The 24,405-nt window shown below is 64.4% G+C and carries 30 protein-coding genes; 15 read left to right on the plus strand and 15 right to left on the minus strand.

Features of this window, described 5'->3' with window-relative positions; all coding sequences use genetic code 11:
- Positions 1-54: 54 nt before the first annotated feature.
- Positions 55-219 carry a DUF6757 family protein gene (locus NGM68_RS08805; RefSeq protein WP_252701266.1) on the minus strand — a complete coding sequence of 55 codons (165 nt, stop codon included), beginning with the start codon at positions 217-219 and terminating at the stop codon, positions 55-57.
- Between the two features lie 95 nt (positions 220-314).
- Positions 315-1,100, minus strand: coding sequence for a PHP domain-containing protein (locus NGM68_RS08810; RefSeq protein ID WP_252701267.1), 786 nt, complete (start codon positions 1,098-1,100; stop codon positions 315-317).
- Positions 1,101-1,248: 148 nt separating this feature from the next.
- On the opposite strand from NGM68_RS08810, the gene NGM68_RS08815 reads away from it, so the two are divergent.
- Positions 1,249-1,536, plus strand: coding sequence for a DUF5789 family protein (locus tag NGM68_RS08815; RefSeq protein ID WP_252701404.1), 288 nt, complete (start codon positions 1,249-1,251; stop codon positions 1,534-1,536).
- A gap of 49 nt (positions 1,537-1,585) precedes the next feature.
- Here the strand turns inward: NGM68_RS08815 and NGM68_RS08820 are convergent, their stop codons facing one another.
- Positions 1,586-2,479, minus strand: coding sequence for a cupredoxin domain-containing protein (locus tag NGM68_RS08820; RefSeq protein WP_252701268.1), 894 nt, complete (start codon positions 2,477-2,479; stop codon positions 1,586-1,588).
- 126 nt (positions 2,480-2,605) lie between these two features.
- Entirely contained in the window at positions 2,606-3,619 is a 1,014-nt protein-coding gene (locus NGM68_RS08825; RefSeq protein WP_252701269.1) for a DUF5784 family protein, read from the minus strand.
- 110 nt (positions 3,620-3,729) lie between these two features.
- Here NGM68_RS08825 and NGM68_RS08830 point away from each other — a divergent pair, with 110 nt between their 5' ends.
- Positions 3,730-3,903 (plus strand): DUF5786 family protein, encoded by a 174-nt coding sequence (locus tag NGM68_RS08830; RefSeq protein WP_252701271.1) that lies wholly within the window; start codon positions 3,730-3,732, stop codon positions 3,901-3,903.
- A 337-nt stretch (positions 3,904-4,240) separates the two neighbouring features.
- On the opposite strand, the gene NGM68_RS08835 is transcribed toward NGM68_RS08830, so the two are convergent.
- Together NGM68_RS08835 and NGM68_RS08840 are read right to left on the minus strand one after the other, a co-directional pair.
- The gene (locus NGM68_RS08835) at positions 4,241-5,254 is read right to left on the minus strand and encodes an NAD(P)H-binding protein (RefSeq protein ID WP_252701272.1); all 1,014 of its coding nucleotides are present in this window, start codon (positions 5,252-5,254) and stop codon (positions 4,241-4,243) included.
- Between the two features lie 37 nt (positions 5,255-5,291).
- On the minus strand, positions 5,292-6,308 hold the full coding sequence (locus NGM68_RS08840) for a YkgJ family cysteine cluster protein (RefSeq protein WP_252701405.1): 1,017 nt from the start codon (positions 6,306-6,308) through the stop codon (positions 5,292-5,294).
- Between the two features lie 132 nt (positions 6,309-6,440).
- On the opposite strand from NGM68_RS08840, the gene NGM68_RS08845 reads away from it, so the two are divergent.
- Positions 6,441-6,716, plus strand: a complete 276-nt coding sequence (locus NGM68_RS08845) for a DUF7561 family protein (RefSeq protein ID WP_252701273.1) — start codon at positions 6,441-6,443, stop codon at positions 6,714-6,716.
- 59 nt (positions 6,717-6,775) lie between these two features.
- Here NGM68_RS08845 and NGM68_RS08850 read toward each other — a convergent pair whose 3' ends face one another.
- Positions 6,776-6,964: a DUF8028 family protein gene (locus tag NGM68_RS08850; protein WP_252701274.1), complete on the minus strand. Its 189-nt coding sequence runs from the start codon at positions 6,962-6,964 to the stop codon at positions 6,776-6,778.
- Positions 6,965-7,383: 419 nt separating this feature from the next.
- Entirely contained in the window at positions 7,384-8,517 is a 1,134-nt protein-coding gene (locus tag NGM68_RS08855; protein WP_252701275.1) for a S1C family serine protease, read from the minus strand.
- Between the two features lie 131 nt (positions 8,518-8,648).
- On the opposite strand from NGM68_RS08855, the gene NGM68_RS08860 reads away from it, so the two are divergent.
- The gene (locus NGM68_RS08860; protein ID WP_252701276.1) at positions 8,649-10,028 is read left to right on the plus strand and encodes a tRNA pseudouridine(54/55) synthase Pus10; all 1,380 of its coding nucleotides are present in this window, start codon (positions 8,649-8,651) and stop codon (positions 10,026-10,028) included.
- Positions 10,029-10,199: 171 nt separating this feature from the next.
- Here NGM68_RS08860 and NGM68_RS08865 read toward each other — a convergent pair whose 3' ends face one another.
- Entirely contained in the window at positions 10,200-11,873 is a 1,674-nt protein-coding gene (locus NGM68_RS08865) for a hypothetical protein (RefSeq protein ID WP_252701277.1), read from the minus strand.
- A gap of 173 nt (positions 11,874-12,046) precedes the next feature.
- Between NGM68_RS08865 and rnhB the strand changes: the two genes are divergently transcribed.
- The 8 genes from rnhB to NGM68_RS08905 all read left to right on the plus strand — a co-directional run bounded on the left by rnhB (position 12,047) and on the right by NGM68_RS08905 (position 16,196).
- Complete coding sequence (gene rnhB / locus NGM68_RS08870) at positions 12,047-12,700, plus strand: ribonuclease HII (protein ID WP_252701406.1); 654 nt, start codon at positions 12,047-12,049, stop codon at positions 12,698-12,700.
- A gap of 25 nt (positions 12,701-12,725) precedes the next feature.
- On the plus strand, positions 12,726-13,328 hold the full coding sequence (locus NGM68_RS08875; protein ID WP_252701278.1) for a class I SAM-dependent methyltransferase: 603 nt from the start codon (positions 12,726-12,728) through the stop codon (positions 13,326-13,328).
- 42 nt (positions 13,329-13,370) lie between these two features.
- Positions 13,371-13,883 (plus strand): DUF5810 domain-containing protein, encoded by a 513-nt coding sequence (locus tag NGM68_RS08880; protein WP_252701279.1) that lies wholly within the window; start codon positions 13,371-13,373, stop codon positions 13,881-13,883.
- A 207-nt stretch (positions 13,884-14,090) separates the two neighbouring features.
- Complete coding sequence (locus NGM68_RS08885) at positions 14,091-14,501, plus strand: DUF5809 family protein (RefSeq protein WP_252701280.1); 411 nt, start codon at positions 14,091-14,093, stop codon at positions 14,499-14,501.
- A gap of 31 nt (positions 14,502-14,532) precedes the next feature.
- The gene (locus NGM68_RS08890; RefSeq protein ID WP_252701281.1) at positions 14,533-14,679 is read left to right on the plus strand and encodes a hypothetical protein; all 147 of its coding nucleotides are present in this window, start codon (positions 14,533-14,535) and stop codon (positions 14,677-14,679) included.
- Between the two features lie 3 nt (positions 14,680-14,682).
- Entirely contained in the window at positions 14,683-15,105 is a 423-nt protein-coding gene (locus NGM68_RS08895; protein WP_252701282.1) for a hypothetical protein, read from the plus strand.
- Positions 15,092-15,736 (plus strand): NUDIX hydrolase, encoded by a 645-nt coding sequence (locus tag NGM68_RS08900; protein WP_252701283.1) that lies wholly within the window; start codon positions 15,092-15,094, stop codon positions 15,734-15,736. Before NGM68_RS08895 ends, NGM68_RS08900 begins: the two co-directional genes overlap by 14 nt.
- Positions 15,737-15,812: 76 nt before the next feature.
- On the plus strand, positions 15,813-16,196 hold the full coding sequence (locus tag NGM68_RS08905; protein ID WP_252701284.1) for a rhodanese-like domain-containing protein: 384 nt from the start codon (positions 15,813-15,815) through the stop codon (positions 16,194-16,196).
- A 176-nt stretch (positions 16,197-16,372) separates the two neighbouring features.
- Here NGM68_RS08905 and yciH read toward each other — a convergent pair whose 3' ends face one another.
- On the minus strand, positions 16,373-16,666 hold the full coding sequence (yciH, locus tag NGM68_RS08910) for a stress response translation initiation inhibitor YciH (RefSeq protein ID WP_252701285.1): 294 nt from the start codon (positions 16,664-16,666) through the stop codon (positions 16,373-16,375).
- A 341-nt stretch (positions 16,667-17,007) separates the two neighbouring features.
- On the opposite strand from yciH, the gene radA reads away from it, so the two are divergent.
- Positions 17,008-18,039 carry a DNA repair and recombination protein RadA gene (gene radA, locus NGM68_RS08915; RefSeq protein ID WP_252701286.1) on the plus strand — a complete coding sequence of 344 codons (1,032 nt, stop codon included), beginning with the start codon at positions 17,008-17,010 and terminating at the stop codon, positions 18,037-18,039.
- Between the two features lie 12 nt (positions 18,040-18,051).
- Here the strand turns inward: radA and NGM68_RS08920 are convergent, their stop codons facing one another.
- The 3 genes from NGM68_RS08920 to NGM68_RS08930 all read right to left on the minus strand — a co-directional run bounded on the left by NGM68_RS08920 (position 18,052) and on the right by NGM68_RS08930 (position 20,299).
- Positions 18,052-18,456 carry a hypothetical protein gene (locus tag NGM68_RS08920; protein ID WP_252701287.1) on the minus strand — a complete coding sequence of 135 codons (405 nt, stop codon included), beginning with the start codon at positions 18,454-18,456 and terminating at the stop codon, positions 18,052-18,054.
- A gap of 99 nt (positions 18,457-18,555) precedes the next feature.
- Positions 18,556-18,990 carry an iron-sulfur cluster assembly scaffold protein gene (locus NGM68_RS08925; protein ID WP_252701288.1) on the minus strand — a complete coding sequence of 145 codons (435 nt, stop codon included), beginning with the start codon at positions 18,988-18,990 and terminating at the stop codon, positions 18,556-18,558.
- Between the two features lie 121 nt (positions 18,991-19,111).
- Positions 19,112-20,299: an MFS transporter gene (locus NGM68_RS08930; protein ID WP_252701289.1), complete on the minus strand. Its 1,188-nt coding sequence runs from the start codon at positions 20,297-20,299 to the stop codon at positions 19,112-19,114.
- Between the two features lie 319 nt (positions 20,300-20,618).
- Between NGM68_RS08930 and NGM68_RS08935 the strand changes: the two genes are divergently transcribed.
- On the plus strand, positions 20,619-20,930 hold the full coding sequence (locus tag NGM68_RS08935; protein ID WP_252701290.1) for a bacteriophage holin: 312 nt from the start codon (positions 20,619-20,621) through the stop codon (positions 20,928-20,930).
- A 150-nt stretch (positions 20,931-21,080) separates the two neighbouring features.
- Here NGM68_RS08935 and NGM68_RS08940 read toward each other — a convergent pair whose 3' ends face one another.
- Both NGM68_RS08940 and NGM68_RS08945 read right to left on the minus strand, forming a co-directional pair.
- The gene (locus NGM68_RS08940; protein ID WP_252701291.1) at positions 21,081-22,325 is read right to left on the minus strand and encodes an aminotransferase class V-fold PLP-dependent enzyme; all 1,245 of its coding nucleotides are present in this window, start codon (positions 22,323-22,325) and stop codon (positions 21,081-21,083) included.
- 118 nt (positions 22,326-22,443) lie between these two features.
- Entirely contained in the window at positions 22,444-23,304 is an 861-nt protein-coding gene (locus tag NGM68_RS08945; RefSeq protein WP_252701292.1) for a DUF8054 domain-containing protein, read from the minus strand.
- Between the two features lie 164 nt (positions 23,305-23,468).
- Here NGM68_RS08945 and NGM68_RS08950 point away from each other — a divergent pair, with 164 nt between their 5' ends.
- Entirely contained in the window at positions 23,469-24,374 is a 906-nt protein-coding gene (locus tag NGM68_RS08950; protein WP_252701293.1) for a winged helix-turn-helix domain-containing protein, read from the plus strand.
- The last annotated feature ends 31 nt before the right edge of the window (positions 24,375-24,405 follow it).

Here is a 24,405-nt window from a genome sequence, read left to right on the forward strand (position 1 = left end):
CTTTTTCGTCGGCTCCTGAGAAGGGACAGAACGAGAGAATCGACTAGCGAAACTTCACTCCGCACGGTCGACGTTCACTTGCTCTTTGAGCGTCTCGAGCCCGTCTGCCTCGGCGAGTTCTTGCAACCGCTCCCGGAAGTGCTCCTCACAGAGGCCGACCCTGAGCCCGTCGGACTCGGCGGCGAAAGCGGCTTCCTGGTCGCAGTAGTGGCAGTTCATACTCGACCGTATGTAGCCAGCCACATTGAAGGCTCCGTTCTCGGCTGCCACTGCCAGTGTTTTCTGTTCAGGGTCGACACATCGACCCGTCCACGTTACGTTGAGACCGACTCGAGGCCCAGTTCCTCGAAGGAAGCCCGAGAGAGTCCGGCGCGACCCAGTTGGTCGTCGTGGGCGTCGCTGCCGCCGGTCTCGAGCAGGTCGTTGCGCTCGATCGTCCGCTCGACGGCCGACAGGTCGACTGCCCGCCCGTAGGGGTACTCGCGTTCGACCGCGTCGAGGTCGGCCGCCAGCTCGAGTGCGCTCACCGGATCGGGATACCGTAGCGGGTGAGCGAGGGAGACGACGACGCAGGCCTCGGCGAGTATCTCGCGTCCCTCCTCGAACGGGCAGACGTCACGGGCCACGAAACACGGCCCGTCGTTCCCGATGAGGTGGTCGAACGCCCCCTCGTAGTCGTAGCCCGAGTCGGGGTCGGCGTCGATCGCTCGCGCCACGTGAGGACGGCCGAAGCCGGTATCGACGTCGAGGTCGAGGTCGATCCCGAGCCGATCATCGACGTTCTCGACGATCGCTCGGCCGCGTTCGCGTCGGTCGCGCTGGATGCGTTCGGTCTCGGCCCGGAGGGCATCGGTCGGCTCGACGCCGTAGCCCAGTAGGTCGACACGCTGGCCGTCGTCGGCCTCGACCCGGAGTTCGATACCGTGGACGAGCGTCACGCCGTCGCGCTCGATTACCGGGGCCTCGAACGGCTGGAGGCGGTCGTGATCGGTAACGGCGACGACGGAAACGTCGGCGCGACGGGCGGCGGCCGGGACGTCCGCCAGCTCGAGGCTTCCGTCCGAGCGCGTCGTATGGACGTGCAAGTCGGCGTAGGGCATGCCTATCCCTTTCCGTGACTCCCTAAAGCGGTTGTGACCCGTTCGCGACCGTCAGTTCTAGGGGCATTAAGGAAGCCTAGGTGTCGGGTGTGCCTGAAAGACGTTTATGGACAATGTTTATAATTATCGTTCAGGTGGTTTGGGTGTGATGTTCCGTAACCGAACCGGCGAGTTCATCGACACTCACGAGTACCCCGCAACCACCGAGGAACTGATCAACGCCTACGGCGAGGAGGATCTCGAGTTGGCGAATGGGAGTGAGCGACTCGCGGACGTCCTCTCCCGCCTCCAGAACGAGACGTTCGAGTCGCCGGACGACGCCCGACTGGCGGTCTACTCCGCGATGAGCAACGAGGTGGTGGGTCGCGTCGGGTACTCCGACCGCGATCCGACCCCTCTCGGCAGTCGGTACGCACCCGAGCCGATGTCGTTCTGAGCATCCAGCTTCGCCTTGCTGAGGAACTGATTGCTCGAGCGTGATACGATTACAGTTCGATTTCTTTGTTTGCGTCGTCGATCTCGTCCCAGGAGACCTGTCCCTGCTCGAGGATCCGGTCTGGCTCGAGGGCGGGGTCACTCAGCACAGTCATCGCGGCACCGACCGGTGGTCTGGGTTCGGGTGCACCATCCCCGTTCTCGTCTTCGCGCTCCGGTTCGTCGTCACCGTCTGCCGACTCATCGCCGCCGTTGGCGTCGCCATCAGTGGCGTCGTCTCCGTTTCCGCCTCCCAATCCGGGAATCGGTTCCGCACCCGGCCCGGTCGCCTCTCCTACGACGAGTCGGACGACGTGGCCGAACAGCTCGTGTGGGCCACAGTGCATGTCGTACACGCCCGGTGTGTCGAACGTGTAAAACCAGGACGCACCGACCGGAAGCACGGGTGACGAAACCGGCGGGACACCGTCCGGAACCCGCTGCTGGATACCGAGCGCCGGATGGAACGCCGTCACGCTGTGATGTGGCGAGACGAGCAGGAACTGAACGGTCTCACCCGGCTCGAGCGCGAGCCCCGTCGGTTCGAAGAAGAACTCCGGGATCTCGCGGTCGTCACGTGGCGTGATGTGGGCTTCGATCGTGTGGGCCGGCGCGGCCGGCGGCTCGACCTCGTTATCCAGTGCCGAAAATCCAAAGACTGGATGCATACCCTCGCCGGATCGATTGGCTTGCACCCCATCTTCGTCGTCACCTTCTCGATCCCGGTCTTGGTCTTGGTCTTGGTTTTGGTCGTCGCAGTCAGTTCGTCGTTGGCCGTCGCTCGCGAGAACCGACCCGGTGCCGATCGTTGCGAGAATCGCTCCTGCACCGAGGGTCTGGACGACGGTTCGTCGATCGAAGCCGACGGTTTCGGTGGGTTCGCTACGCTCGTTCTGTGGATTCATAGCTCCACCAGTCCCGGCGACTCGCGGCAGCATAATACTATCATACGACAAACAATTTGATTATAGAACAGTCGTTACCTGGCTATAGGGTACTCACCAGGCCCGAAACCGGTTGCTGGTCTTCGGTCAGCTAACAAATGATATTACGTCGTCCAGCTCGAGTGGCACCGATCCCTTCCGGTACCCTTCGATCCGGCCATCCGGTCGAGCGCGGTAAACCACTGCGGGGCGGTGCCTGACGTCCGGCTGTTCGCCCCGGACGGCCGCCCAGGCGTCGTCTGGGAAACTCGAGCAGTCGACGAAGAGCGTCGCGCCGCCGCCGTGTTCGGCCAGTTGGCCGCTGGTTTTCGTCTCGGCGGTGTCCCGGACGGCTGCGACGGGACCGGCGGCAGCGCGGTTGGCCGGCGGCTGCGGTCGGGTGACCTCGACCAGGACGTTGGTGTTCGTCGCACGATCGACGGCCCGGTAATCGAGGGAGTGGCCGGTCGTAACCTCGATTTCGGGTGTGATCTCGTAGTCGGCATCGACGAGCACCTTGGCGGCGATGAACTCGGCCATCGCCGCGCTCATGCGGACGCGGTCGACGTGTGGACTCGTGCCGAGTTTGCCGGCCATGACGTCTCGGTACTCGTCCAGGGCCCCGGTCTCGAGGATCGACTCGATGTATCGGGTGCTCTCGCGTCGACCGGCGTCGGGAAAGCCTGCGGCGTGTTCGCGAAAGAACGCCCGGGTCGATTCTCGGCCGTCCTTGGACATGAACACGGGGAGGAAAAACCACGAGAGGTAGGGGTAGTCGGCCAGCCACGCATCGCGTTCGTGCAGCGTCGCGAGCAGCTCTCGCTGGGACCACCGAGCGACCTGGTACGGGACGGACTCCCAGCCGAACTTGTCGGTTCGCCACAGCGAGGACGGTGTTTCGGTGTTCCCCATCCAGTAGGCCCCGTCGTCCGAGCGAGCGAAGAGGGCGACGTCACCGTTTGCCATCTCGAACCGGTGGGTGTCCCACGATCCGCCGATGGCGAACCACGGGCCGGCGGCTCGAGCGCCGAGATTGTTATTTAGCGGGGTGTAAATCTCCTGGTGAACGCGCTGATCGCTCCAGCGTTGGGGCGAGTATCGAAAGCGAAGCGGCCGTGCCACGAAAGAGGGTATGGCTCGCGTCGCAATACGTCTTCCTTTCTTTCGATCCGATCCGTATGAACGACCGTTACATTCATATGAGATAGGTGCCTACAGTGTGTGTACTTACCATGTCAATGGGTGCCTATGACGAAGACGAGCACGAGCGCCGTGAACGCCAGGCGTCGAAGGTCGACACCGATTTCGACGACGAGCGAACGATCTATCACGGGAAGGTGGAGTACGACTCGGGGGAGTCTGCGGAAGCGCTTCTCGATAAGTTCCAGGAGATCAAGTCGAACTAGCGACGGACGAACGATCGGCTCGTGGGTCACGGTCTCGTCGTTACAACATCACTGAGAGTGACATCGCCGTGCTCACGGCGATGACTCTACACATGAGTAGTGTAACGTGTCCACATAGCGCGACGCTCGCCCACCAGCAGGTACCGATCCAATAGCCGACATCCTAGCGGTTCCAGCGGAGCAACAACACGAATCCAGGGCGAATTCCGGCGGTTCCGACCCATAGCTCGTCGATCCGAGCGTTCGATTCTCGGCAGCGCCCTAACGAGGCGCTCGTACACCCATGTCTCACCGTGCTGGGGCTTTCCAGCGCCGGACTCGTCGTGGATGACTGCGGTCACGGCTTCTCCGCCGTTTGCTCGGGGTGTGCTCGATCGTGATCGTGGTCGTATCCGTAACCGTGATCACGACCCCGACTGCGACGAGCCGAGTTCGACTCCGAACTCTGCCTGACGGATGACGCTTGCCGGTCGGCTACTGTCCGGCGCACGGCGGCGTCGAACCCCATCGGCTGCACCTCGAGGAGCGACTCGAGGCGGTCGTCGGTAACGACGACAGGATTTTTCATTCCCTCGATGAGCGGGGAAGCCACGTTCGTGGGGACGTCGGTCACGAGGCCAACCCAGTACGACGACAGTTGGAGCGAGCGCACGGGAACTGGCAGAATACGTGGCTCGCGCCCACCGCAAATACGCGCGATCTCGAGCAGCATTTCCCGGAAACTGAGGGCCGCTGGCCCGCCGATCTCGTACGTTTCGTTGGCAGTCTCCGGCGTCTCGAGGACGCCGACCAGATACTCGATCACGTCCTCGATCGCGATTGGCTGACAGGGGGTATCCACCCAGCGGGGCGTGATCATCACGGGCAGTCGGGTTGCAGGTTGGAAGAGCATTCGAAAACTCGCGCTTCTTTCGCCAACGATCACAGCGGTTCGGAGCACCGTGAGGTCGTACGATCCGGCTCCCAGCAAAATTTCGACCTCGCGGCGCGACCGAAGGTGCGCCGAGACCCCGTCTCGATCGGCCCCGAGGCCGCTGAGGTAGACGACTCGGTCGACGCCCGTCGCGCTCGCCGCCCGTTCGAACGTGCGGGCGGCCTTCCGATCCCGGGCTGCGATGTCGCCCGACGATCCCATACTGTGAATCAGGTAGACAGCCACGTCGACGCCCGCGAGTGCTGGCTCGAGTCGCTCGCTATCGGTGACGTCGCCTTCGAAGACGGTCACGTCGTCGGGAAACGCTGTCGTCGTCGCATCCCTGACGAACACCGACACATCGTGCTCCCGGGCACGCAGCGTCTCGAGCAGGCGACTCCCGACGAAGCCGGTCGCTCCCGTGAGGAGGATCCGCATATGGCCGGTACGGGCGGAACTGGCTTAATGGATGGCCCTACCCGCCGGCTTCCTCGTTCTCGAGTGCGTCCCACCCAGGGGTCGGTGGTGCGCCGTCAGCCACCTCGAACGAGCCGTCGATGGCGGACGAGACGGCCGTTCCCGGCGCATCGCCGTCGGCAGCCTCGAGGCGCTCCCACTCGCGGATCGCCCGACCGGCCCAGGAGTCCGCCTCGAGTACCTGCGTTCTCGCGCGTTCGGCGTGTGGTTCGGAGTGGCTAAGCGTGCCTGGTGCTGAGGCGGCCGCGATGGCGACGAACGTGGCCCGATCCTCGTCGGTCGCCTCGCCGGCGACAAGTCGGTCGATTCGACCCTCGAGTGCCTCGGGATTGGGATGGACGAAGAGCTTCTGGCCGATGGCCTGTCGTCCGAGCAGGAGGCCGTCTGTGGGATCGGCGTCGACGGTGACGGTGATTCCGCGACCGGCGGCGGTCTCGTCGCGGCGAATTCGCGTCCCGCCAACCGCCCGTTCGACTCGTTCACACTCGGTCTCTTGCTCGAGGGCCACGTTGTGGGCGGGGTAGGCCGCGCACTCGTCCGGATACCGGCTATCTTCGTGCAGGCGACACTGGAGGGTGTCGGGATCGAGGAAGACACAGGTGGGGAGCCACGCTCGCGTCGTCCGACCGAAGGGCGCGACCGGTTTTGGTGGTTTTCTGAGGCCGACGAAGAAGGTCGGGCGACCCTCGATGGCAGCGAGGTCGTAGCCGTCGACCGTGACCGCGTCGTCGACGGCGTCGGCTTCCCACAGCCGCGGGATCAACACGTCGCCCAGGCCGGTCTCGAGGAACGCCCGGATCTCGTCGCGGGTGAGTGGGACGAGGTTGTAGACGTCGTCGATTGCGGGTCGTCGACGGAGTCTGCGTTCGTGCTCGTGGCCGTTTTCGTCGGCCTCGTCGACGGCCGTCTCGTCGTGCCCCTTCGTTCGTGTCGGTTGTGTGGGACGCTGGTCGTCCTCGAGTAGCGGCCGCCAGTCGATACAGCACCCGGCACAGCCCTGGCAGTACACCTCCATGGTCGATCCCTCGCCTTCCAGGCGTATCAATCGCTCTCCGTGCAGCCACCCGTCGGAACACGTTCACCGAGAACGCATCGTTACAGTCGAGCCAACGCGAACGACTTTGCGCCTCGAGTCCAACCACTCGGTATGGGTCGAACCGCCTGTGACGGCTGTGGTCGCCCGATCTCGATCACCGGCGGCATCGCCAACTTCTGGACGTTCGGCGACCGCGACGGAACCGATGGCGCAGCGCTGACGCTCGAACTCGAGGACGGCTCGAGTCACCTGCTGTGTTATCCCTGTATCGACGCGCTGCCGGAACACCCGACGGCGGCGGATGTCGAGACGTTATCGACGGCAGATCACGCGGACTCGGTGGACTTGGGTAACTCCGTGGAATCCGGGGACTCGCCAGCCGAGTAATCGGGGTCGTCGGGGCTCTCGCCCTGTACCACCTATAGAAGACACCCTCGAGCAGCCGGTCACCGCCTTCGCGAATCGGGATACTCGTGGCCAACGATGAGCGCCACGACGTTGATCGCCACGAGGGCGACGAAGAGGCCGAGCCGAGTCGTGGAGTTCAATCCGGTGAGGAAGACGGGCACGTAGGCGAACGGCAGGAGGGTACCGACCCAGAAGCCGACGGCCGTGATGGTCTGTCCAAGGGACATCGGTTACTGGGTTGTGTGACGTCGGCGATGTGGGCTGGAATCGCGTTCGACGGCTTGCCTGGGGTGTTTGGTTGGCGTTACAGACGGACGTGAGGGGATCGAGACAATCAGTGGCGGGCGTTCATCGGGGAACTGAATGGACGTCATAGCTGGGGCATGGCGGTCGTGCGCCACACGTCTCTACACGAAACGGGGCTATTGTTATCGGCCGATTACCCCGAGACACCCGGCGATTGTGAAACGGATACGAGTCATTTCGGGATGACTTCACACCGGCTGTGACTCTCTCGAGTCCTGAACTGTACGCGGCCGTTACTCCCATCTGCGCCGTTTTTTGGCGGTAGGCTCCGCTTGCATCACGGCTCGAGGAGGGGTCGGGTCTTCGATGGCCGCATTCGAGTACTGGGTCACCCAGGTTCTCAGAACGGACTCGATCCCGGTTCGGGCCGCGCGCCAAGCGTGAGGTCGACGGTTTCCTCGTCGTTATTCCGCGAGACCGTGAGTTCGACCGTGTCGCCCGGATCGGTCTCGAGGGCCAGATACGTCGAGAGGGCGTGGTTATCCGGGATGGGTTCGCCGTCGACCTCTCGGATGACGTCGCCGCCGGTGGGAATTTCCCCCGGCGAGCCGTCGCTCGGCTCGAGAACGCCGTCGGCGGGGCCGTCGGGTTCGACCTCCACGATCAGGATACCGTTCGCCCGCTCGAGGTCGTTCGCCTCGGCGATCGTCGGATCGACGGGGAGCAACCTGATCCCCATGTGGGAGTGGTGGAATTCGCCCTCGTCGATGAGTTCGGGGACGACACGGCGGCTCAACGCCGCGGAGATCGCCAGCCCGATGTTTTCGCCCTGTGTGGCGTGGACGACGCCCACGACTTCGCCGTTCATGTCGACCAGCGGGCCGCCGCTGTTGCCGGGGTTGACGGCCGCATCGGTCTGCACTACGTTCGGGTACGAGAAGTCGTGCCAGGCGGGCGAGATCGACCGGTTGACGCCACTGACGATCCCCTGTGACATCGAGCCGTCGAGCCCGACGGGGTTCCCGATGGCCAGTACCTCCTGGCCGACGACGGGGCGCTCCTCGGTGAACGCGAGCGGCTGTATCTCGTCGGGAACCGCCTCGACCTCGAGGACGGCCAGGTCGCTGTAGAAGTCGGTGCCGACGACCTCTGCCGTCGTCCACCGGCCGTCGGTGTACTGTATGTCGACGTCGACGTCGTCGCTGCTGAAGACGACGTGATCGTTGGTGACGACGTAGCCGCTGGGGTGCAGAAAGCCCGACCCCTCTCCCTGTGCGGGGCCGCCGAATCCGCCCTCGCCGTGGACGCGGACGAGCGTCACGGCGTCGATGGTCGTCTCGTAGACGTCGGTGTACGCGGAGCCGTCGGCCAGGGATCCCTCGTCGGTGTCGACCGAGGCGGCGTTCGGTTCGGAGTCGGGCTGGTCGGGTTGGCCCGTGCTGGAGCCAGGCTCGGCACAGCCGGCGATAGCCGCGAGCGCGCCCGTCCCTGCGAGCGAGAGAAAGCGACGACGATCTACTCTCGAGCGTGTCATGCTAGTGCGATCGATTCCTATACGGGTAAAGCTCATGCCAACGTTCCGTGGCTCAGTCGTTTCTCCTCCCGTGGCCCAGTCACGACCGGGGAAGGGAAAGGATGTTACCGTCGGCCTCCCCATACCGGTACATGACGCTCACGGAAGACGCCCGCGAGCTGCTCGCGGCGGGGCCCGTCTGTGACGCCTGCCTGGGCCGCCCGTTCGCCGACCGCAGTTTCGGGCTGACCAACGCCGAACGCGGCCGGGCGCTGCGGACGACGATTGCCCTGGCCGACGACGTCGATTTCGAGCCGGTCGAACCGGCCGACTGCTGGGTGTGTGAGGGGTACTGCGGGACGTTCGACGCCATCGCCGAGATGATCGTCGATCAGCTCGAGGGGGTCGGCTTCGAGACCTACCAGGTCGGAACGCGGGTGCCGCCGCTGGTCGAGGAGAACGACCGACTGCTTCGGGAGGACGCCGGTCTGGCCGAGGACGCGGGCGAGCCGCTGAAACGCGAGGTCAACCGCGAAGTCGGCCGCCGCGTCGGTAAACGGACGGGTGCCGAGTTCGATCTCGACCGCCCCGACGTGCTCGTCGTGATCGATCTCGAGGCGTTCGATCCGCTGACGATGATCGCTGACGACGAAGCGGGCGATGCCACGGTCACGAGCCACGCCGCCGACGTCCAGATCAACCCGGCGTTCGTCTACGGCCGCTACCGCAAACTCGAACGGGATATCCCGCAGACGGAGTGGCCCTGCCGTGAGTGTGGCGGGAGCGGCGTCCAGCTCGGCGACGACGGCGAGGAACCCTGTGAGTACTGTGGTGGCTCGGGCTATCTGTACGACACGAGCGTCGAGCAGGTCGTCCGACCCCACGTCGTCGAGGCGATGGACGGCGACGAGGGAACCTTCCACGGTGCTGGCCGCGAGGACGTCGACGCGCTGATGCTCGAGGGTGGCCGACCGTTCGTCCTCGAGGTCAAGCGACCCAATCGACGTTCGCCCGATCCCACCGAACTCGAGGAGGCGATCAACGAGGCTGCCGACGGCGCCGTCGAGGTCGAGGGGTTGCGGCTGGCGACCTACGAGATGGTCGAGCGGGTGAAAGAACACGACGCGAGCAAGCAGTATCGAGCCGACGTGACCTTCGAGGAGCCGATCGACGAGGAGACGTTCGCCGAGGCGCTCGCGGAACTCGACGGGGCGACCCTCGAGCAGTACACGCCCGAGCGCGTCGACCACCGGCGGGCGAGCCTGACACGGACGCGGACGGTGCATTCGATCGAGGGCGAGTTGCTCGAGCCCACTCGGGCGGAGATCCGCGTCCACGGGGAGGGTGGGCTCTACATCAAGGAACTCATCAGCGGCGACAACGGGCGCACCGACCCGAGCGTTGCCGGCCTCGTCGGAACGGGTGCCGAGGTGACGGAACTCGACGTCCTCGCCGTCGAGGGTGAGGACGAGCCGTTCGAACGGGAGGCCTTCTTCAGGGACTCGCCGGACGACGACGACGAGGCTGTATAGGCTCGAGAACGGCTACTCGCCAGCCGCTTCCCGAGCTCTTCGCGTCCATCGCCACTCGAGCACGTCAGATCGAACCGGTACGATCCTCAGCACTCTTCGAAGCGTCGACTGACGAGCCGAACCGGACGCCGACCATCGGTTCGGCTCCTCACTACAGCCCTCGAAACGCACTCACTCCGCCGACCGAAACACCTCGGTGAGCTTCTCGATCACCTCGTCGTGTTCGTCGACCCGTGACTCGAGCGACCGCTGTGTGGCGTCGACGCCGGCGTGGTCGGCCTCGAGTGCCTCGAGTTGCGATTCCAGCGCGTCGATCCGTTCTTCCAGGGTTTCCTGGCGTTCGTCGAGTCGTGTTTTCAGCGCCTCGTGGCGTTCCTCGAGATCGTTCTGCCGTTCGTCGATCCGCGAATCCAGCGCGTCGATCCGTTCCTCGAGCGCGCTCTGTCCCTCATCGATGCGTGTTTCGAGCGTGTCGTGGCGCTCTTCGATCGCATCGTGGCGCTCGTCGATCTGGACTTCGAGTGCCTCGTGGCGTTCCTCGATTCCCTCGAGCGCCTCCTGGGCGGCCTCGGCTTCCGCGATGAGTTCGTCGGCGGTACCGCTGTCGTCGATAAACGCTTCCATCGCGTCCGCGTAGGCACCGATCTCTTGCACCCGTCCCTCGAGATACGTGAGCCGGACGGCTTTGCTCCGGCTGTCCACGACACCGAGGGCATCCCGAAGCCGCTTGCGTTGCTCGTCGTCGGCGTCTTCGAGTTCCGCGAGGAGGCGCTCGAGCGTGTCGGACTCGGTCTCAAAAGTCGCGTCACCGGTTTCGACTTCGGATTTGGTTGGTTCGATCGGTTCGGTCGGTTCGGTCGGTTCGGTCGGTTCAGTCGGTTCGGTCGATTCGGTCGACAAACTGCTCTCGTCCTCGTCCAGTACCGCCTTGTCGCCGGAGTCGACCGCCCCACCGCCATCCGTCGCACCCATGCCCGCCGTCGAGGTGTCCGTTGCCGTCCGGGTCGGTTCGTCCATATCGTCCTCGCCGTAGGCAACCGTCTCCGCGAAGCTGAGTTCGTCTTCCGGCCCGCTCAACTCGCTTTCGCCTTCAGCCTCGAGCCACTCCGCAACCGCTCCTTCGGGTTCGTCGTGCCCGCCCGGAATCGTGTGCATCGTTTCTGCCGCCTGGACGTAGGTCAGTTGTTCCAGAGAATCGACGACCGTCTCGACGTCGTCGCTCGTTGCAATTACAGGCTCGATGGCCGCCGATCCGTTCCTGTCGTGGGTATCGCCGTCTGCACGTCCGCTCGAGACGACGGTACACATCGACTCGAGCCCGTCCAGCAGCGCCTGCTCGTCGGTATCGGAACTCCCCGCGGCGAACTCGATGTGGATCCGCGCGAGCGTTCGCCCCGCCGTGTCGGCTCCGTCCAACTCGCCGCCATCACCGTCTGCGGCTGTGGACGTGTCGTCTTCGCCCTCCTCTTCAATGAGCACAGTCTCGACAATTTGCGGTGTTTCGGAGATCGCCTCGACCTGTTCCGGCCGCTCACACCGGATGGTGTAACAGGTCTCGATCACTGCCGACGGCTCGATTCGACTCTCGAACGTCACCGTTGCCTCCTCGAGCGACCACCTATCGGCGTGCTCCACAAACTCGACAGCCGCCGCCAGCCCCGGGGGCACCTCGTCTTCGAGGACGATGGTGTACGGCTCGTCGGCCGCCGACTCGAGTCGGACGTGGACGTCCGCTTCCGTTTGTCGAGTCGTTTCGATGTCTTTCTCGACCGTTATTTGTCCTATTTGGTCTATTTGCCCTCGATGGCTCTGTTCCCCCTTCGTCTCACGTTCGCATCCCCCCATACGACCTCGAAAAACCAGTCAAGACAGTTAAAAATAGCTACCGTTTACATGTTTTGAGACGCGTCAACGCGTGGTTGACCCCCGGACGCCGGCGTGTGAGGCCGAACCGTCGAGCACGGTCTGGCCAGTGGACAGTAAAGGCTATTGGCCGGGCGACAGCAGTCGCAATCATGATCGCGTTCGGCGTCGACGAGGCGGGCAAGGGGCCGGTCTTCGGGTCGATGTTCGCGGCTGCCGTCGCCGCCGATCCCGATCGGCTCCCCGACGGAATCGCCGACTCGAAACGGCTCTCACCGTCCCGGCGGGAGACCCTCGCCGCGACCCTCCACGAGGACGACCGCGTTCACGTCGGCGTCGCCGAAATCACGCCCGCCCGCATCGACACCTCAGACACCGACATGAACAGCTTGACCGTCGAGGCGCACGCCCGCGCCCTCGAGGTGGCCGGAACCGACCTCTCGCTCGACCCAACGCAGATCGCTCGGTGTGACGCCTGCGACACCGACGCCGATCGGTTCGCACGCCGGGTTGCCGACGCCTGCAGCCTCGACGTCGCGGTCGAAGCCGAGCACGGTGCCGACGACGACGACCCGCTGGTCGGGGCCGCGAGCATCGTCGCGAAGGTCGAACGCGACGCCCACGTCGACACCATCGCCGCGGAGTACGGCGATATCGGGAGTGGGTACCCCTCCGATCCGACCACACGAGCGTTTCTCGAGGACTACGTGGACAGCCACGGCGACCTCCCGCCGTTCGCCCGCGCCTCGTGGTCGACCTGTGCCGACGTCCTCGCGGCGGCCGAGCAGACGGGACTCGAGCAATTTTGATGGGTCAGGGTCGAGAAGGACGGCTGTGAACGAAGACGACGTCGCCAGCACCCTGTCCGCCTACGAAGCCGACGTCGACGCCTACGTCGAGAAATACCGCTCGATGTCAGTGCTCGAAGCACACGGCGAGCCGTTCCTCGAGGCGATCGACGACGAGAGCGAGGACGGGAGTGGCTGTCGGATCCTCGACGTCGGCTGTGGCCCCGGCAGCGACCTCGAGGCGCTTTCAGCCCGTGGCTACGAGGTGATCGGGCTCGATTTCACCGCCTCGTTCCTCCGTGCAGCGGCCGAACACGTTCCGGTCGCGAACCTCGTTCGCGGTGATATGCGGGAGTTGCCGCTCGCGGACGACGCCATTCACGGGGTCTGGGCCAGCGCATCGTTTCTGCACGTCCCGCGAGCTGACGCATCGCGCACGCTGTCGGAGTTCCGGCGCGTTCTCAGACCCGACGGGGTGCTGTACCTCTCGGTGAAGCGGGCGAGATTCGCGGCTCGAGACGACAGCGAGCGCGCCTTCGAACCCTATGATCCTGATGCGATTCGAACGCTGCTCGAGACCGCCGGCCTCGACGTACAGGTCGTCCACGCCAGCGACGGCTGGGTGGCGGCGCTCGCGACCGCGAATTGATCGGATGGTAATCGACTTCCGTCCGGCGCTCGAAGCTCGAGTATGGGATACGTCTGCCCCGTCTGCGATGCCGGCGTCGTCGACACCCGCCAGCTGGCCGACCACGTCGCCGTCACGGCCTCACTCGGGCGCGCCGACCACCTCGAGTGGCTCGAGTCCCACGCCCCGGAGTGGGAGTCCTCGACGCGCGAGGAGCTCGCCGCCGTCGTCACGGAGTACGCCCTCGAGATGGAGACGCCCGTTTCCGAGGACGACCCCGAAGGCCCGAGGCCGTCGTCACCAGGACAGGCACAGGTTCAGGAACCGATGCTCGAGGACGCCATCGCCAGACAGAGCCGCGGCCCTGGCCGCGGGGAGTTGACCGGAACGGCCGAGTCGGTGCTCGAGGAGGCGATGGCGATGACCAGAGAGATGGAGTCGACAGACGGCGAGGCCGATGACGAGGACGCCGGTGCAGCGGACTCGAGTTCGGACGACGGGAGTGGCTCGAGTTCTCCCGACGACGATCAATACTCGAGCGATAGTGCTGTGGACGATGACGAGTGCGACCCGTAATCGAGGCACAGAACCGATGCTACACTTTTCAAAGCTTTGCTGACCGCGGCCACCCTCAAAACTACAAAATCAATAGTGATGGCTACGGCGAGTGCAGCCCCGGGTCAGGCCGCTGCTCTCCGGTGGTAGTGGCACTCGAGCAGCAAATTGGTGACTCTCGAGCAGCGAACGAAAACGCGTAACTGCCCCGGATCCGACACCCCAGGTATGCACACAGTGGGAACGTTCGCACCCGACACCCTCGAGGAAGCCCGCGAACAGTACGACTCGGTCGGCCCCGCGGCCCAGACCGTCGTCCGCGAAGTCGCCAGGGCCATGGACTTCGACCGCGAGGAGTACGGCGACCGCGTCTCGAGCGACGTCGTGGAGACGGCCCGAGATGCCCTCTTCGCGAGTTTGCTCACCGTTCACGTCGCCAGTCGAGAGGAGTACGACGAGTGGCGCGACGGCTACGACGGCGAGGTGATCGAGGCCGGGAGTGAGCACGTCGACAACGTAGCCTGGCACGCCGGGCCCGCGGATGAGGCGGTTGCGGCGACGTTCCAGGAACAGGAGGAGGCGGCGATCGCCACGCTCAGACGGCAGGCGTTCGGACGGCTGTACCGAGAGCAGCTTTGAGAACGCGGAAGACGCTGTTTTCGTCCGTTCGGTGCCGTCTCGTCACTCGGCGTTTTCGTCCACGTCCACGCCCTCGAGTCGCCTGCTCGTCCTCGAGGTCGGCCGCCTCGAGTTCCCGGACGAGCACGGGGCCACACCGACGACGAAACGCGTATCTTTCGTCGGCCCCGACCGCTAGCCAATGCGCCGACGGAATCTGTATCTCCTCATTCTGGTCGTCCCGCTGGTCGTCTTGCTGGCGCTCGGGGCGCTCCCCTCCCTGATCGGCGGCGGCGACGTCTACTACGTCGTCGCGACGGAGGTCGACCTCGAGGACGGCGAACCGCCGACGGAGAACGTCACCGAGACGATCGACGCCGCGAATCTCTCGGCGAATCGCTTCCCCTACACCACCGCCGCGCTCGAGGACGGCCGCTCCGATGCGTACGAGGAGGGCCGCTTCGGCTTCGAATCCGCGTTCACCCACACGCCGTTCGACGAGTTCAGCGAGTTCGAGGCGTGGAACAGTGCGGCGACCGACCCCGAGGGGGACGTCGCTTACGTCGAACGGAACGGAACCTACTACCGACTCGAGATCACACCGGCTAGCGATGTCGACACCTGATCCGGACGCCGATTCCGATCGCGACCCTGATTCCGATCGCGACTCCGATTCTGGCTCGTCGTCCGACGACGTAGATTTCGCTTCGTCCTCCGACGGCGATGAGCCGCCAGCGTGGCCCGTCCTCGAGTCGACGACCGAGTACGAGACCGGCTGGTATGACGGCGGCTACGACCTGGTCGAACAGCCCGACGGCTCCGAGAAACGCTACTACTGGGCCGACCTCCCACGGGCGGTCGTGATCGTCGCCGACGCCGGCGAGGACATCCTGTTCGTCGAGCAGTACCGCCCCGCGATCCGGGAAACGCACCTCGAACTCCCCGCCGGAATCGTCGAGGACGGCGAGTCCTATACGGCCGCCGCAGCGCGGGAACTCGAGGAAGAAACCGGCTTCCGTCCCTCGAGTCTCGCCTTGCTCCAGGAGTATCGCGTCGCGACGGGCGTGCTCAAACATAACCGTGGCGTCGTCTACGCCGAGGGGCTCGAACCCGGCGAGCGCGAACTGGACTCGAACGAGTTCCTCGAGGTGCACGCAATTCCGAAGTCCGAAGCGCTGGCTCGCGCGCGAGAAGAACCTGCGAACGACTCGACGCTCAGCGCGCTGTTGCTGGCGCGCGAGGACGGGTTGCTGTGAGCGCTGTGAACGCGTGCGTTTCACGACCCCAGACCCGCATCGCTTAACCGCCTCGCGGCCAAATCATCCGTAACCGATGGACGGTGAAATCACGATCGACGACCTGCACGACCTCCTCGAGCGCGACGACGACGTCCGAATCGTCGATATTCGCAACTCGATGCAGTTCGAACACGGACACATCCCCGGCAGCGAAAACGTCCCGTTCCACGAACTCACCGCCCGTATCGATGAGTTCGATGACGCCGACCGCGTCGTCACCGTCTGCCCGGTCGGCAAATCGAGCATCCAGGCGGCGCGGCTACTGGCGTCCTACGAGGGGAGCGCCGACGCCCACATCGAGAGCCTCGCCGGCGGACTCGATGCCTGGGCGGAGTCCTACGAGCTGGTGTCGGGTTCAACCGAAGCGGATACGACGTCGAACGACGCTGCCGACACGGACTCGAGCGCGCCGTTCTGATTCTCCGTTTAAACTGACGTGAACGAGGTGTTTGAGCCCGACACGAACTCGAGGCCAGTGACTGCCTCGAGCGCGACGGCTGGGGGTAAAAACGCGGAAAAAGCGCCGCTGATCGTTCGTTGCTCGAGCACGCGTCGCCGTGGATCGGAAGTCCGGTCAGATCATCGCGGGCATAGTTAGGCGACGTTGAAACCGCGATCGCGGAGGAAGTCCTCGATGCGACCGCGGTGGTTGCCCTGCAGTTCGATGTGACTGTCCTCGACGGTACCGCCACAGGCGAACTTCGACTTGAGATCCGACGAGAGACTGTCGAGATCGACGTCCTTCGGGTCGAATCCTTCGATGATCGTTACCTCTTTTCCGTATCTGCGCTCGTCAATGCGGATGTTGAGTTGCTGCTGGCCCTTGGCTACGTCTTCACAGACGCAGAGTTCCTGAGGCAGCCCGCACGTCGAGCAGACTTCCGACATTACGTTCGTCCGTACGAAATGAGCATATTAAACACTATCGGGACTCCCACCGCGCTGGGAGCGATTCGAGGTGACGGCTCGCGGTTTCTGCCCGTGCCTGCAGTCGCTCGTGCACACCCGAGGATTGATTTCGTTTGTTTTTGTCAACGTTCGCTTTCTTTCTGTCACCTGTCTCGAGCAGCGCTCGAGTTCCAGGAATCACCTGGGTGACCGCTGACGGCCGCGCCCTTCCTATAGAAACTCTCGTACCCGTGCCCGGTTCACCCCGCCACTGTCCCACACTTTCACTTTCATTTTGGTGTTAACGAGGGTTTATACCCGATCCCGCGCAACGACGAAGTATGCCAGAAGTTGATCTCGAGACGCTCCCCGGCGTTGGACCGGCAACCGCGGACAAACTCAGCGAAGCGGGCTACGACTCCTACCAGAGTCTGGCCGTCGCCTCACCCTCCGAACTGTCGAACACGGCCGACGTCGGCGAGTCGACCGCGGGCGACATCGTCCGCGCGGCTCGAGACGCGGCGGACATCGGCGGCTTCGAAACCGGCTCGGCGGTGCTCGAGCGACGCAACCAGATCGGCAAGCTGACCTGGCACATCGACGAGGTCGACGACCTGCTCGGCGGCGGGATCGAGACCCAGTCGATCACCGAGGTGTACGGCGAGTTCGGCTCCGGGAAGTCCCAGGTCACCCACCAGATGGCTGTCAACGTCCAGCTTCCCCGTGAAGTCGGCGGGCTCCACGGGAGCACCATCTTCATCGATTCGGAGGACACCTTCCGTCCCGAGCGGATCGACGACATGGTTCGCGGCCTGCCCGACGACGTCATCGAAGCGACCCTCGAGGAACGCGAAATTGAGGGCTCACCGGGCGACGAGGAGACGATGGAGGAACTCGTAGGCGACATCCTCGAGAAGATCCACGTCGCGAAGGCGTTCAACTCCAACCACCAGATGTTGCTGGCCGAGAAGGCCAAAGAGATCGCGAGCGAACACGAGGACTCGGAGTACCCCGTTCGCCTCCTCTGTGTCGACTCGCTCACCGCGCACTTCCGCGCGGAGTACGTCGGCCGTGGTAACCTCGCGAACCGCCAGCAGAAGCTGAACAAACACCTCCACGACATCGACAAGGTCGGCAACCTCTACAACGCGGCCGTCATCGTCACCAACCAGGTCACCTCGAACCCCGATGCGTTCTTCGGCGACCCGACGAAGCCGATCGGTGGCAACATCCTCGGCCACAAGTCGACCTTCCGAATCTACCTCCGCAAGTCCAAAGGCGACAAGCGGATCGTCAAACTCGTCGACGCGCCGAACCTCGCCGACGGCGAGGCCGTGATGCGCGTCCAGGACGGCGGCCTGATGCCCGAGTAGTAGCGTTTCGCCTTATTCGATTCGTTTTTCCAGCACCTCGAGCGCCCGCTGTCGCCGGTCGACGACGCCGTCGATTCGGTCGGACTTGTCCTCCGCGTCCTCGAGCCCCTCGAGCCAGCGAAGACCGGTGTAAAACGACACCAGCGCGTCGATCTCGGCTTCGGAGAGGCGGCCGAGGTTCGCCGCGGCGCTCGCGTACAGGACGGGCTGGTCGACGCGCTCGGTAAGCTGTTCATACCGACCGTCCGAGGCGAACGCCTCGAGGTAGTCGTAGGCGCGAAGTTCTGCGAGCAGCCCCTGACGAAGCCGCCGGGTGGCGTCGCGTTCGCGCTTCCAGTAGCGGAGGTACGAGCCGACCGCCGTAGCGATCGACCCGATCAACGCACCCAGCACGAAGCCGACGGCGGTGTCGACCATACCCACGTACCCGCTGCTCGCCGGGTAGTGCTTTGGCTTGCGACGATTTGGAAATCACAGAACAGGCGCTACTGTGGCGTGTTTCGATCGAAGTGCCGATCAGTCGTCTTCGGTCGTCGTCTTCTCGGCCTCGAGTTCGCCCCGATAGATCTCCGCGCCGTCCTGGGCGACCTTTTCGGCGAGAACGGCACACTTGATCCGCATCGGCGAGATTTCGACGCCGAGCATGTCGACGATGTCGTCGCGATCCATCTCGAGCAGTTCGTCGACCGTCGTGCCAGGGAGCTCCGTCGAGAGCATGCTGGCGGCGGCCTGGCTGATCGCACAGCCGTCACCCGAGAAGGCGACCCGCTCGATGACCGCCTGGTCGTCGTCACCGTCGTCAGCGAGGCGAACGTCCATTCGGATCTCGTCGCCACACATCGGGTTCTCGCCGACGTGGGTGAACGTTGGATCCTCGAGTTCCCCGTAGTTGCGGGGACTCTTGTAGTGATCGAGGATCTGCTGTCGGTACATATCCGAGCCAAGTCCCATATGCATTCGTGTAAGCGAGTGGCGTCCAAAAGGGTTCCGGGGCGGCCGCCGCGGCTCGAGGTGGCTCCAGACGCGGTCGGGGATGTCGTGGGTTCACCCGTCACTCGCGTGAGTTCCGTGATCAGTAACCGAACCCCAGCACACGGTTGCCGACGAGCAGACTGAGTGCGACCCCCAGCAACACGCCCAGAACGCCGACAGCGACGGGCCAGCTAGCCAGGTCGGCGACGAACCCCACGACGACAGCGCCGCTCGCAGAGAGCACCATCGTGACGCTCTGGGTGAGTCCGAAGCCAGCGCCGCGTTCCTCGGCACCGAAGAGATCCATGAATCGAGCCATCACGGCCGCGAAGGCGCTCAGCCCGAGGCCGACGAGGACGATGCCCGCGGCCACGAGGGCGAGCCCGCTCCCGAGGACGAGGACGGCGAGGCCGCCGATGGCGAGGGACAGACAGGCGACGGTCACCGCATCTCGGCCGTACTGGTCGGAGGCAGCACCGACGCCGACCTGGGCGACGCCCTGGACGACGAAAAACAGCGAGAACATCATCGCTGCCAGCGTCTCGGAGTGGTCGTGGTGGGCGATGAGAAACGTCGGCAGGAACGACGCCAGTCCCTGCCAGACGAAGGTGATGATGACGGCGATGGTGACCGAGAACGCGACCGGTGGCCGAGAGAGCACCGCAACCAGCGGCTCGAGGCGAAACTGCTCGCGCACCTCAAGGTCGGGTTTCCGGGGCGGCGTCGGTCGAACGTACCGGTAAAAGAGGACGAAGACGGGGACGGCGACGATGGCACCGATGGCGACTGCCGGCCGCCAGCCGATGCGGACGGCGATCCAGGCGGCGAGAATGGGGCCGATGAGGCCGCCGCCGGTGCCGCCGAGGGTGTGCAAGCCGATGGCCGTCCCGACGTCATCGTACGTGCGGGTGAGCAGCGTGGTCGCGACGCTGAAGTGTAAGCCAGCGAGCGAGCCGAGGACGATGGTCGCGAGCGCGAAGAGGACGAACGTGGGTGCGATGGCGATCAGCGCGCTGCCGAGTGCGGTGCCGAAAACGGCGATCAGGATGATCGGCCGTTCGCCGTACCGATCCGCGAAGACGCCGCTCGGGTACTGGGCGAGCCCGTAGGCCAGCCACATCCCGGTGAGAGCGAGGCCCACGGCCGCGTTCGTGACGCCGAAGTCGGCCATGATCGCGGGCACCAGCGGACTGATCGCTAACCGGGCGACCATCGTCGCGAGCAGGGCGAACGTACACAGCGTGAGGACGGTGTGGCGATAGGGCCACCGCCTCGAGGCGGTCGTCATCGACGTCGACTCCTTTCGGTTACGTGTTCTGGGGGAACGCCAAGGGTGTATCGTTCGCGGAACCGGCGGTGAGTACTCACGAGCGGGGTGTACGTCTGGCGAAATTCGAATGGAGCACACGAAACGTTCGCGGCTCGAGGGTACACCAACGGTTGACCACCTCCGGTGTGGTATAGTAACAACTGAAACGATTTATACGCCGATCGCGGACACGTTTTGCGATAGGACGTGTATTGACTTTCAGTGGCTACTATAGTTCACTCCACGCTGGAACTACCAAGCCGTGATTTCATCCGACACGGCGGAGATATCCGACAATATGAGTGACTCACATTCCTCGTTCGGAGAGCGGATCCGCAGTTCCCAGGACGGATCCCCCGAGGCCGCAGGCAGGGTCGATCCACGTGCACTCGGTCTCACGGCCGGGATCGTGTGGGGTTCAGCGGTCGCCTTCTTCGAACTCGCAGCCGGGACGCGGTACGGTGAGCGCTGGCGACTGTTGCTGGCCGATCTCTACCCAGGGTACAGCCACGAACCGGGCGATCTCGTCTGGGGAACGGTTCTGGGGTTCATCGACGCCTTCGTTCTTGGGTACCTGTTCGGAAGGCTGTACAATCGCCTGGCGAAATGAACGATCCATCCGGTTTCGGCTGCATCGCCACGAGAATACGGGTTTTGACTGAATTGGCACTGCTCGGTTCATAACGGCTGCGTGCCAAAGCTGTCCCTCGAGTCGAAACCGACTACAGAGAACGCTCGCCCCACCTGATCCCAGTCTGGCTCAGGCGAACAGTTGCCGCGCGCTGTCGATCGCATCCACCAGCGCGTCAATCTCCTCGCGGGTGTTGTAGACGTAAAACGATGCGCGGGCCGAGGCGGCGACTCCCAACTTGTCGTGTAGCGGCTGCGTACAGTGGTCGCCCGCCCGGATCGCCACCGCGTGGTCGTTCATGATCGAGGCCAGGTCGTGGGCGTGGACGGATGCGAGGTTGAAGCTCACCAGCCCGCCCCGGTCGGGCCCTGGTTCGGGGCCGTAGATGTCGACGTCACCCTCGGCGGCCAGTCGCTCGTAGGCGTAGGCCGCCAGCTCCTCCTCGTGGACGCGAACGCGCTCCATCCCGATCTCCTTGAGGTAGTCGATCGCGGCCTCGAGGCCGACGGCTTCGGCGATCGGCGGCGTACCGGGTTCGAACTTCCAGGGGAGTTCGGCCCAGGTGGAGTCCTCGAAGGTTACCTTCTCGATCATGCCGCCGCCGTAGAGGTACGGGGTGAGCGCCTCGAGCAGTTGTCGCTTGCCGTAGAGGACGCCGATGCCGGTGGGGCCGGCCATCTTGTGGCCCGAGAACGCGTAGAAGTCGGCGTCGATGGCCTGGACGTCGACGGGACGGGTCGGGACGGCCTGGGCACCGTCGACGAAGATGTAGGCGTCGTGGTCGTGGGCGATATCGGCCAGATCGGCCACGGGGTTGACCGTACCGAGCGTGTTCGAGACGTGGACGACGCTCACCATGGCGGTGTCGTCGGTGATACACTCGCGGGCGTGCTCCATGTCGAGGCGGCCGTCCTCGCCGACCCGGATGTACTTCACGTCCGCGCCGGTGCGGTTGGCGATCTGTTGCCACGTCACGAGGGAGGCGTGATGTTCCATCTCCGTGAGGACGACCTCGTCGCCGGGGCCGAGTTCCTGGAGGCCCCAGGAGTAGGCGACCAGGTTCTCGCTCTCGGTGGTGTTTTTCGTGAAGATGACTTCCTCACGACCGTCAGCCCCGATGAATTCGGCGACCCGGTCGTGGGCCTCCTCGTAGCGAATAGACGCCTCCTGACTGAGGTGGTGGATGCCCCGATGGACGTTCGAATTGTACTGGCGGTAGTACTCGCTCATGGCGTCGACGACTTGATCGGGCGTGTGGGTCGTCGCTGCGTTGTCGAGATAGACGAGTTGATTCCCGGCAAACTCGCGCTCGAGGATCGGGTAGTCGTCCCGAATCTGCGCGACGTCGAGGGGCTCGACCTGCTGATGGCTCATTGTGTACTACGAGGAACCGGAGACAAAACACTCCTTCGGTCGTTTCCGCGTTTACCGGTGTCGATGACGAGGACTTGGGGTGTTGACGACGAGGAGGTTCGCGGATTTACACACCCGATCAGGCGTCGACCTCGAGCAACCGCGCGCCACAGTCGTCGCAGGTGATCGCGTACACCTCGTAGGAGCGACAGCAGGATTCGACGGTGTCGGTGTCGATCGAGATATCACCATCACAGTCGGGACAGAACTCGAGGAACGCGCGCATCCCGTTGGCGAGCTGGCTTCGCTGGTCGAGCGGATACGCCTCCCAGTCGGGCAGGCGCTCGCCGAGCACCTCGAGGGCGGCGAGGTCGGCGACGAGCGCCGGCGGTGACTCCCAGTGGGCCATGAACTGACCGTCGACGTGAACTCTGACGTGGTCGCCGCTATGGGGACTTGTCACGGCGACGCTCTCTGGATCGGTCTCGAGGAAGGCCGCGAGTTCTCGTTCGCGGTCGCCGTCGCGAACGGCGTGCATCCGCGCCCGCCACATCGCTTCGACGTCTTCGTCGAGACAGAGGTCGTCGCGGTCAGCACACGGTTCGACGACGTCGGCCTCGAGCAACACTGCTTCTGGATCGAGTCGGCTCTCTCGGTCTTGCATCGGATCGGGGCCGTGTTCGGACTGTTGTTTGGCCTCGAGGCCGTCACCGTCGACGCCGTAACCGGGTGGCGCCTTTTCGAACTTCGCCAGTACCCAGTCGGGGAAGTACCGTTTCGTGAGCGTCGGCGTTCCGGGGATCAGGTAGCCCCGGAAGTAGATCGCGAGTATCGAGAGGACGAAGGCCGCGACGCCGATCGGTGGCGAGACGATACCGATCGCGACGCTACCGATTGCGGCGATGACGACGTTGACCGAGGTACACGGGATACATCGGTTCTCGCCGGTGTACTCCGGCTGGCGTACCCGTTCGAGCGCTCGAGCGAGACCTGATTGCATATCTGTGGGGTTCGACGGTATGATAAAAAGCACATCGGTATTGCAGGCTGCTATCACAGACCGTGTTCTCGTTTCGTCGTTCCTATCGGGCCACAATCCGGTACACCGACGGGGGAACCGTTTTTCTCCCCTCCCAACGAGTATCACGACGACGCGTGCATTCGATGGATCCGGCGTCGGCGTTCGCCATCCTCGCCGACGAGACGCGACTCGCCATCCTTCGAGCGGTTGCCGAGGCTGAACGGGAGGCACAATCGTTAACCGGAACGCCGACGCTCTCCTTCTCGGAACTCTACGACCGGGTCGACGTCTCGAACTCCTCCCGGTTCGCCTACCACCTCGAGCAACTCACGGGTACGTACCTCCGAAAAACCGACGACGGCTACGCGTTCACCTACGCCGGCGAGCGTGTCGTTCGGACGATCATCTCTAATTCCTACAGCGAACCGGCCACGTTCGATCCCGTCGCCGTCGCCGGTCGCTGTCCCACCTGTCGAGAGCGCCACCTCGAGGCGCGAGCCGAGGCTGTCCAGTTACGGATCCGCTGTACGGGTTGCGGGCAGGGCGTCGGTTCCCATCCGCTGACGCCCGCGCTGGTCGTCGACCGCGACCCGCAGGAAATCGTCGACACCGTCGACCGAAACATGCGAGCGATGGCGGTTCGCATGCAGGCGGGTATCTGTGACGAGTGTGGCGGGGCGCTCGAGCAGGCCGTTCACGAGACCGAGATCGTCGAGAACGACCCCTACCTGGTCGTGTGTCGATGTCGGCAGTGCTGGATGCGTTTTACGATGCCGCTGTCGATGCAGGTACTCGTCCACCCGGCGACGACGTCGTTCTACTGGGAGCGCGGTATCGACGTTCGAACCCGGTCGTTCCGGTGGCTGCTCGACGCGCTGGCCGAGGATCGCTGGTGCGTCGATCCAATCGACGAGCAAAATGCCGCGGGCGACGGCACGTATCGCGTCACGATCCGAGAGCAGGGCGACGAACTACGCGTCGTCCTCGAGTCGGATCTCACCGTGGTGCAGGCCACGCGTGTCGTCAGCGATCGAGGACGACGTAACTGATACGAGGTGAACGATACGCAGTCGACGACCG

It is taken from the genome of Natronosalvus vescus, assembly GCF_023973145.1.
Lineage (GTDB): Archaea > Halobacteriota > Halobacteria > Halobacteriales > Natrialbaceae > Natronosalvus > Natronosalvus vescus.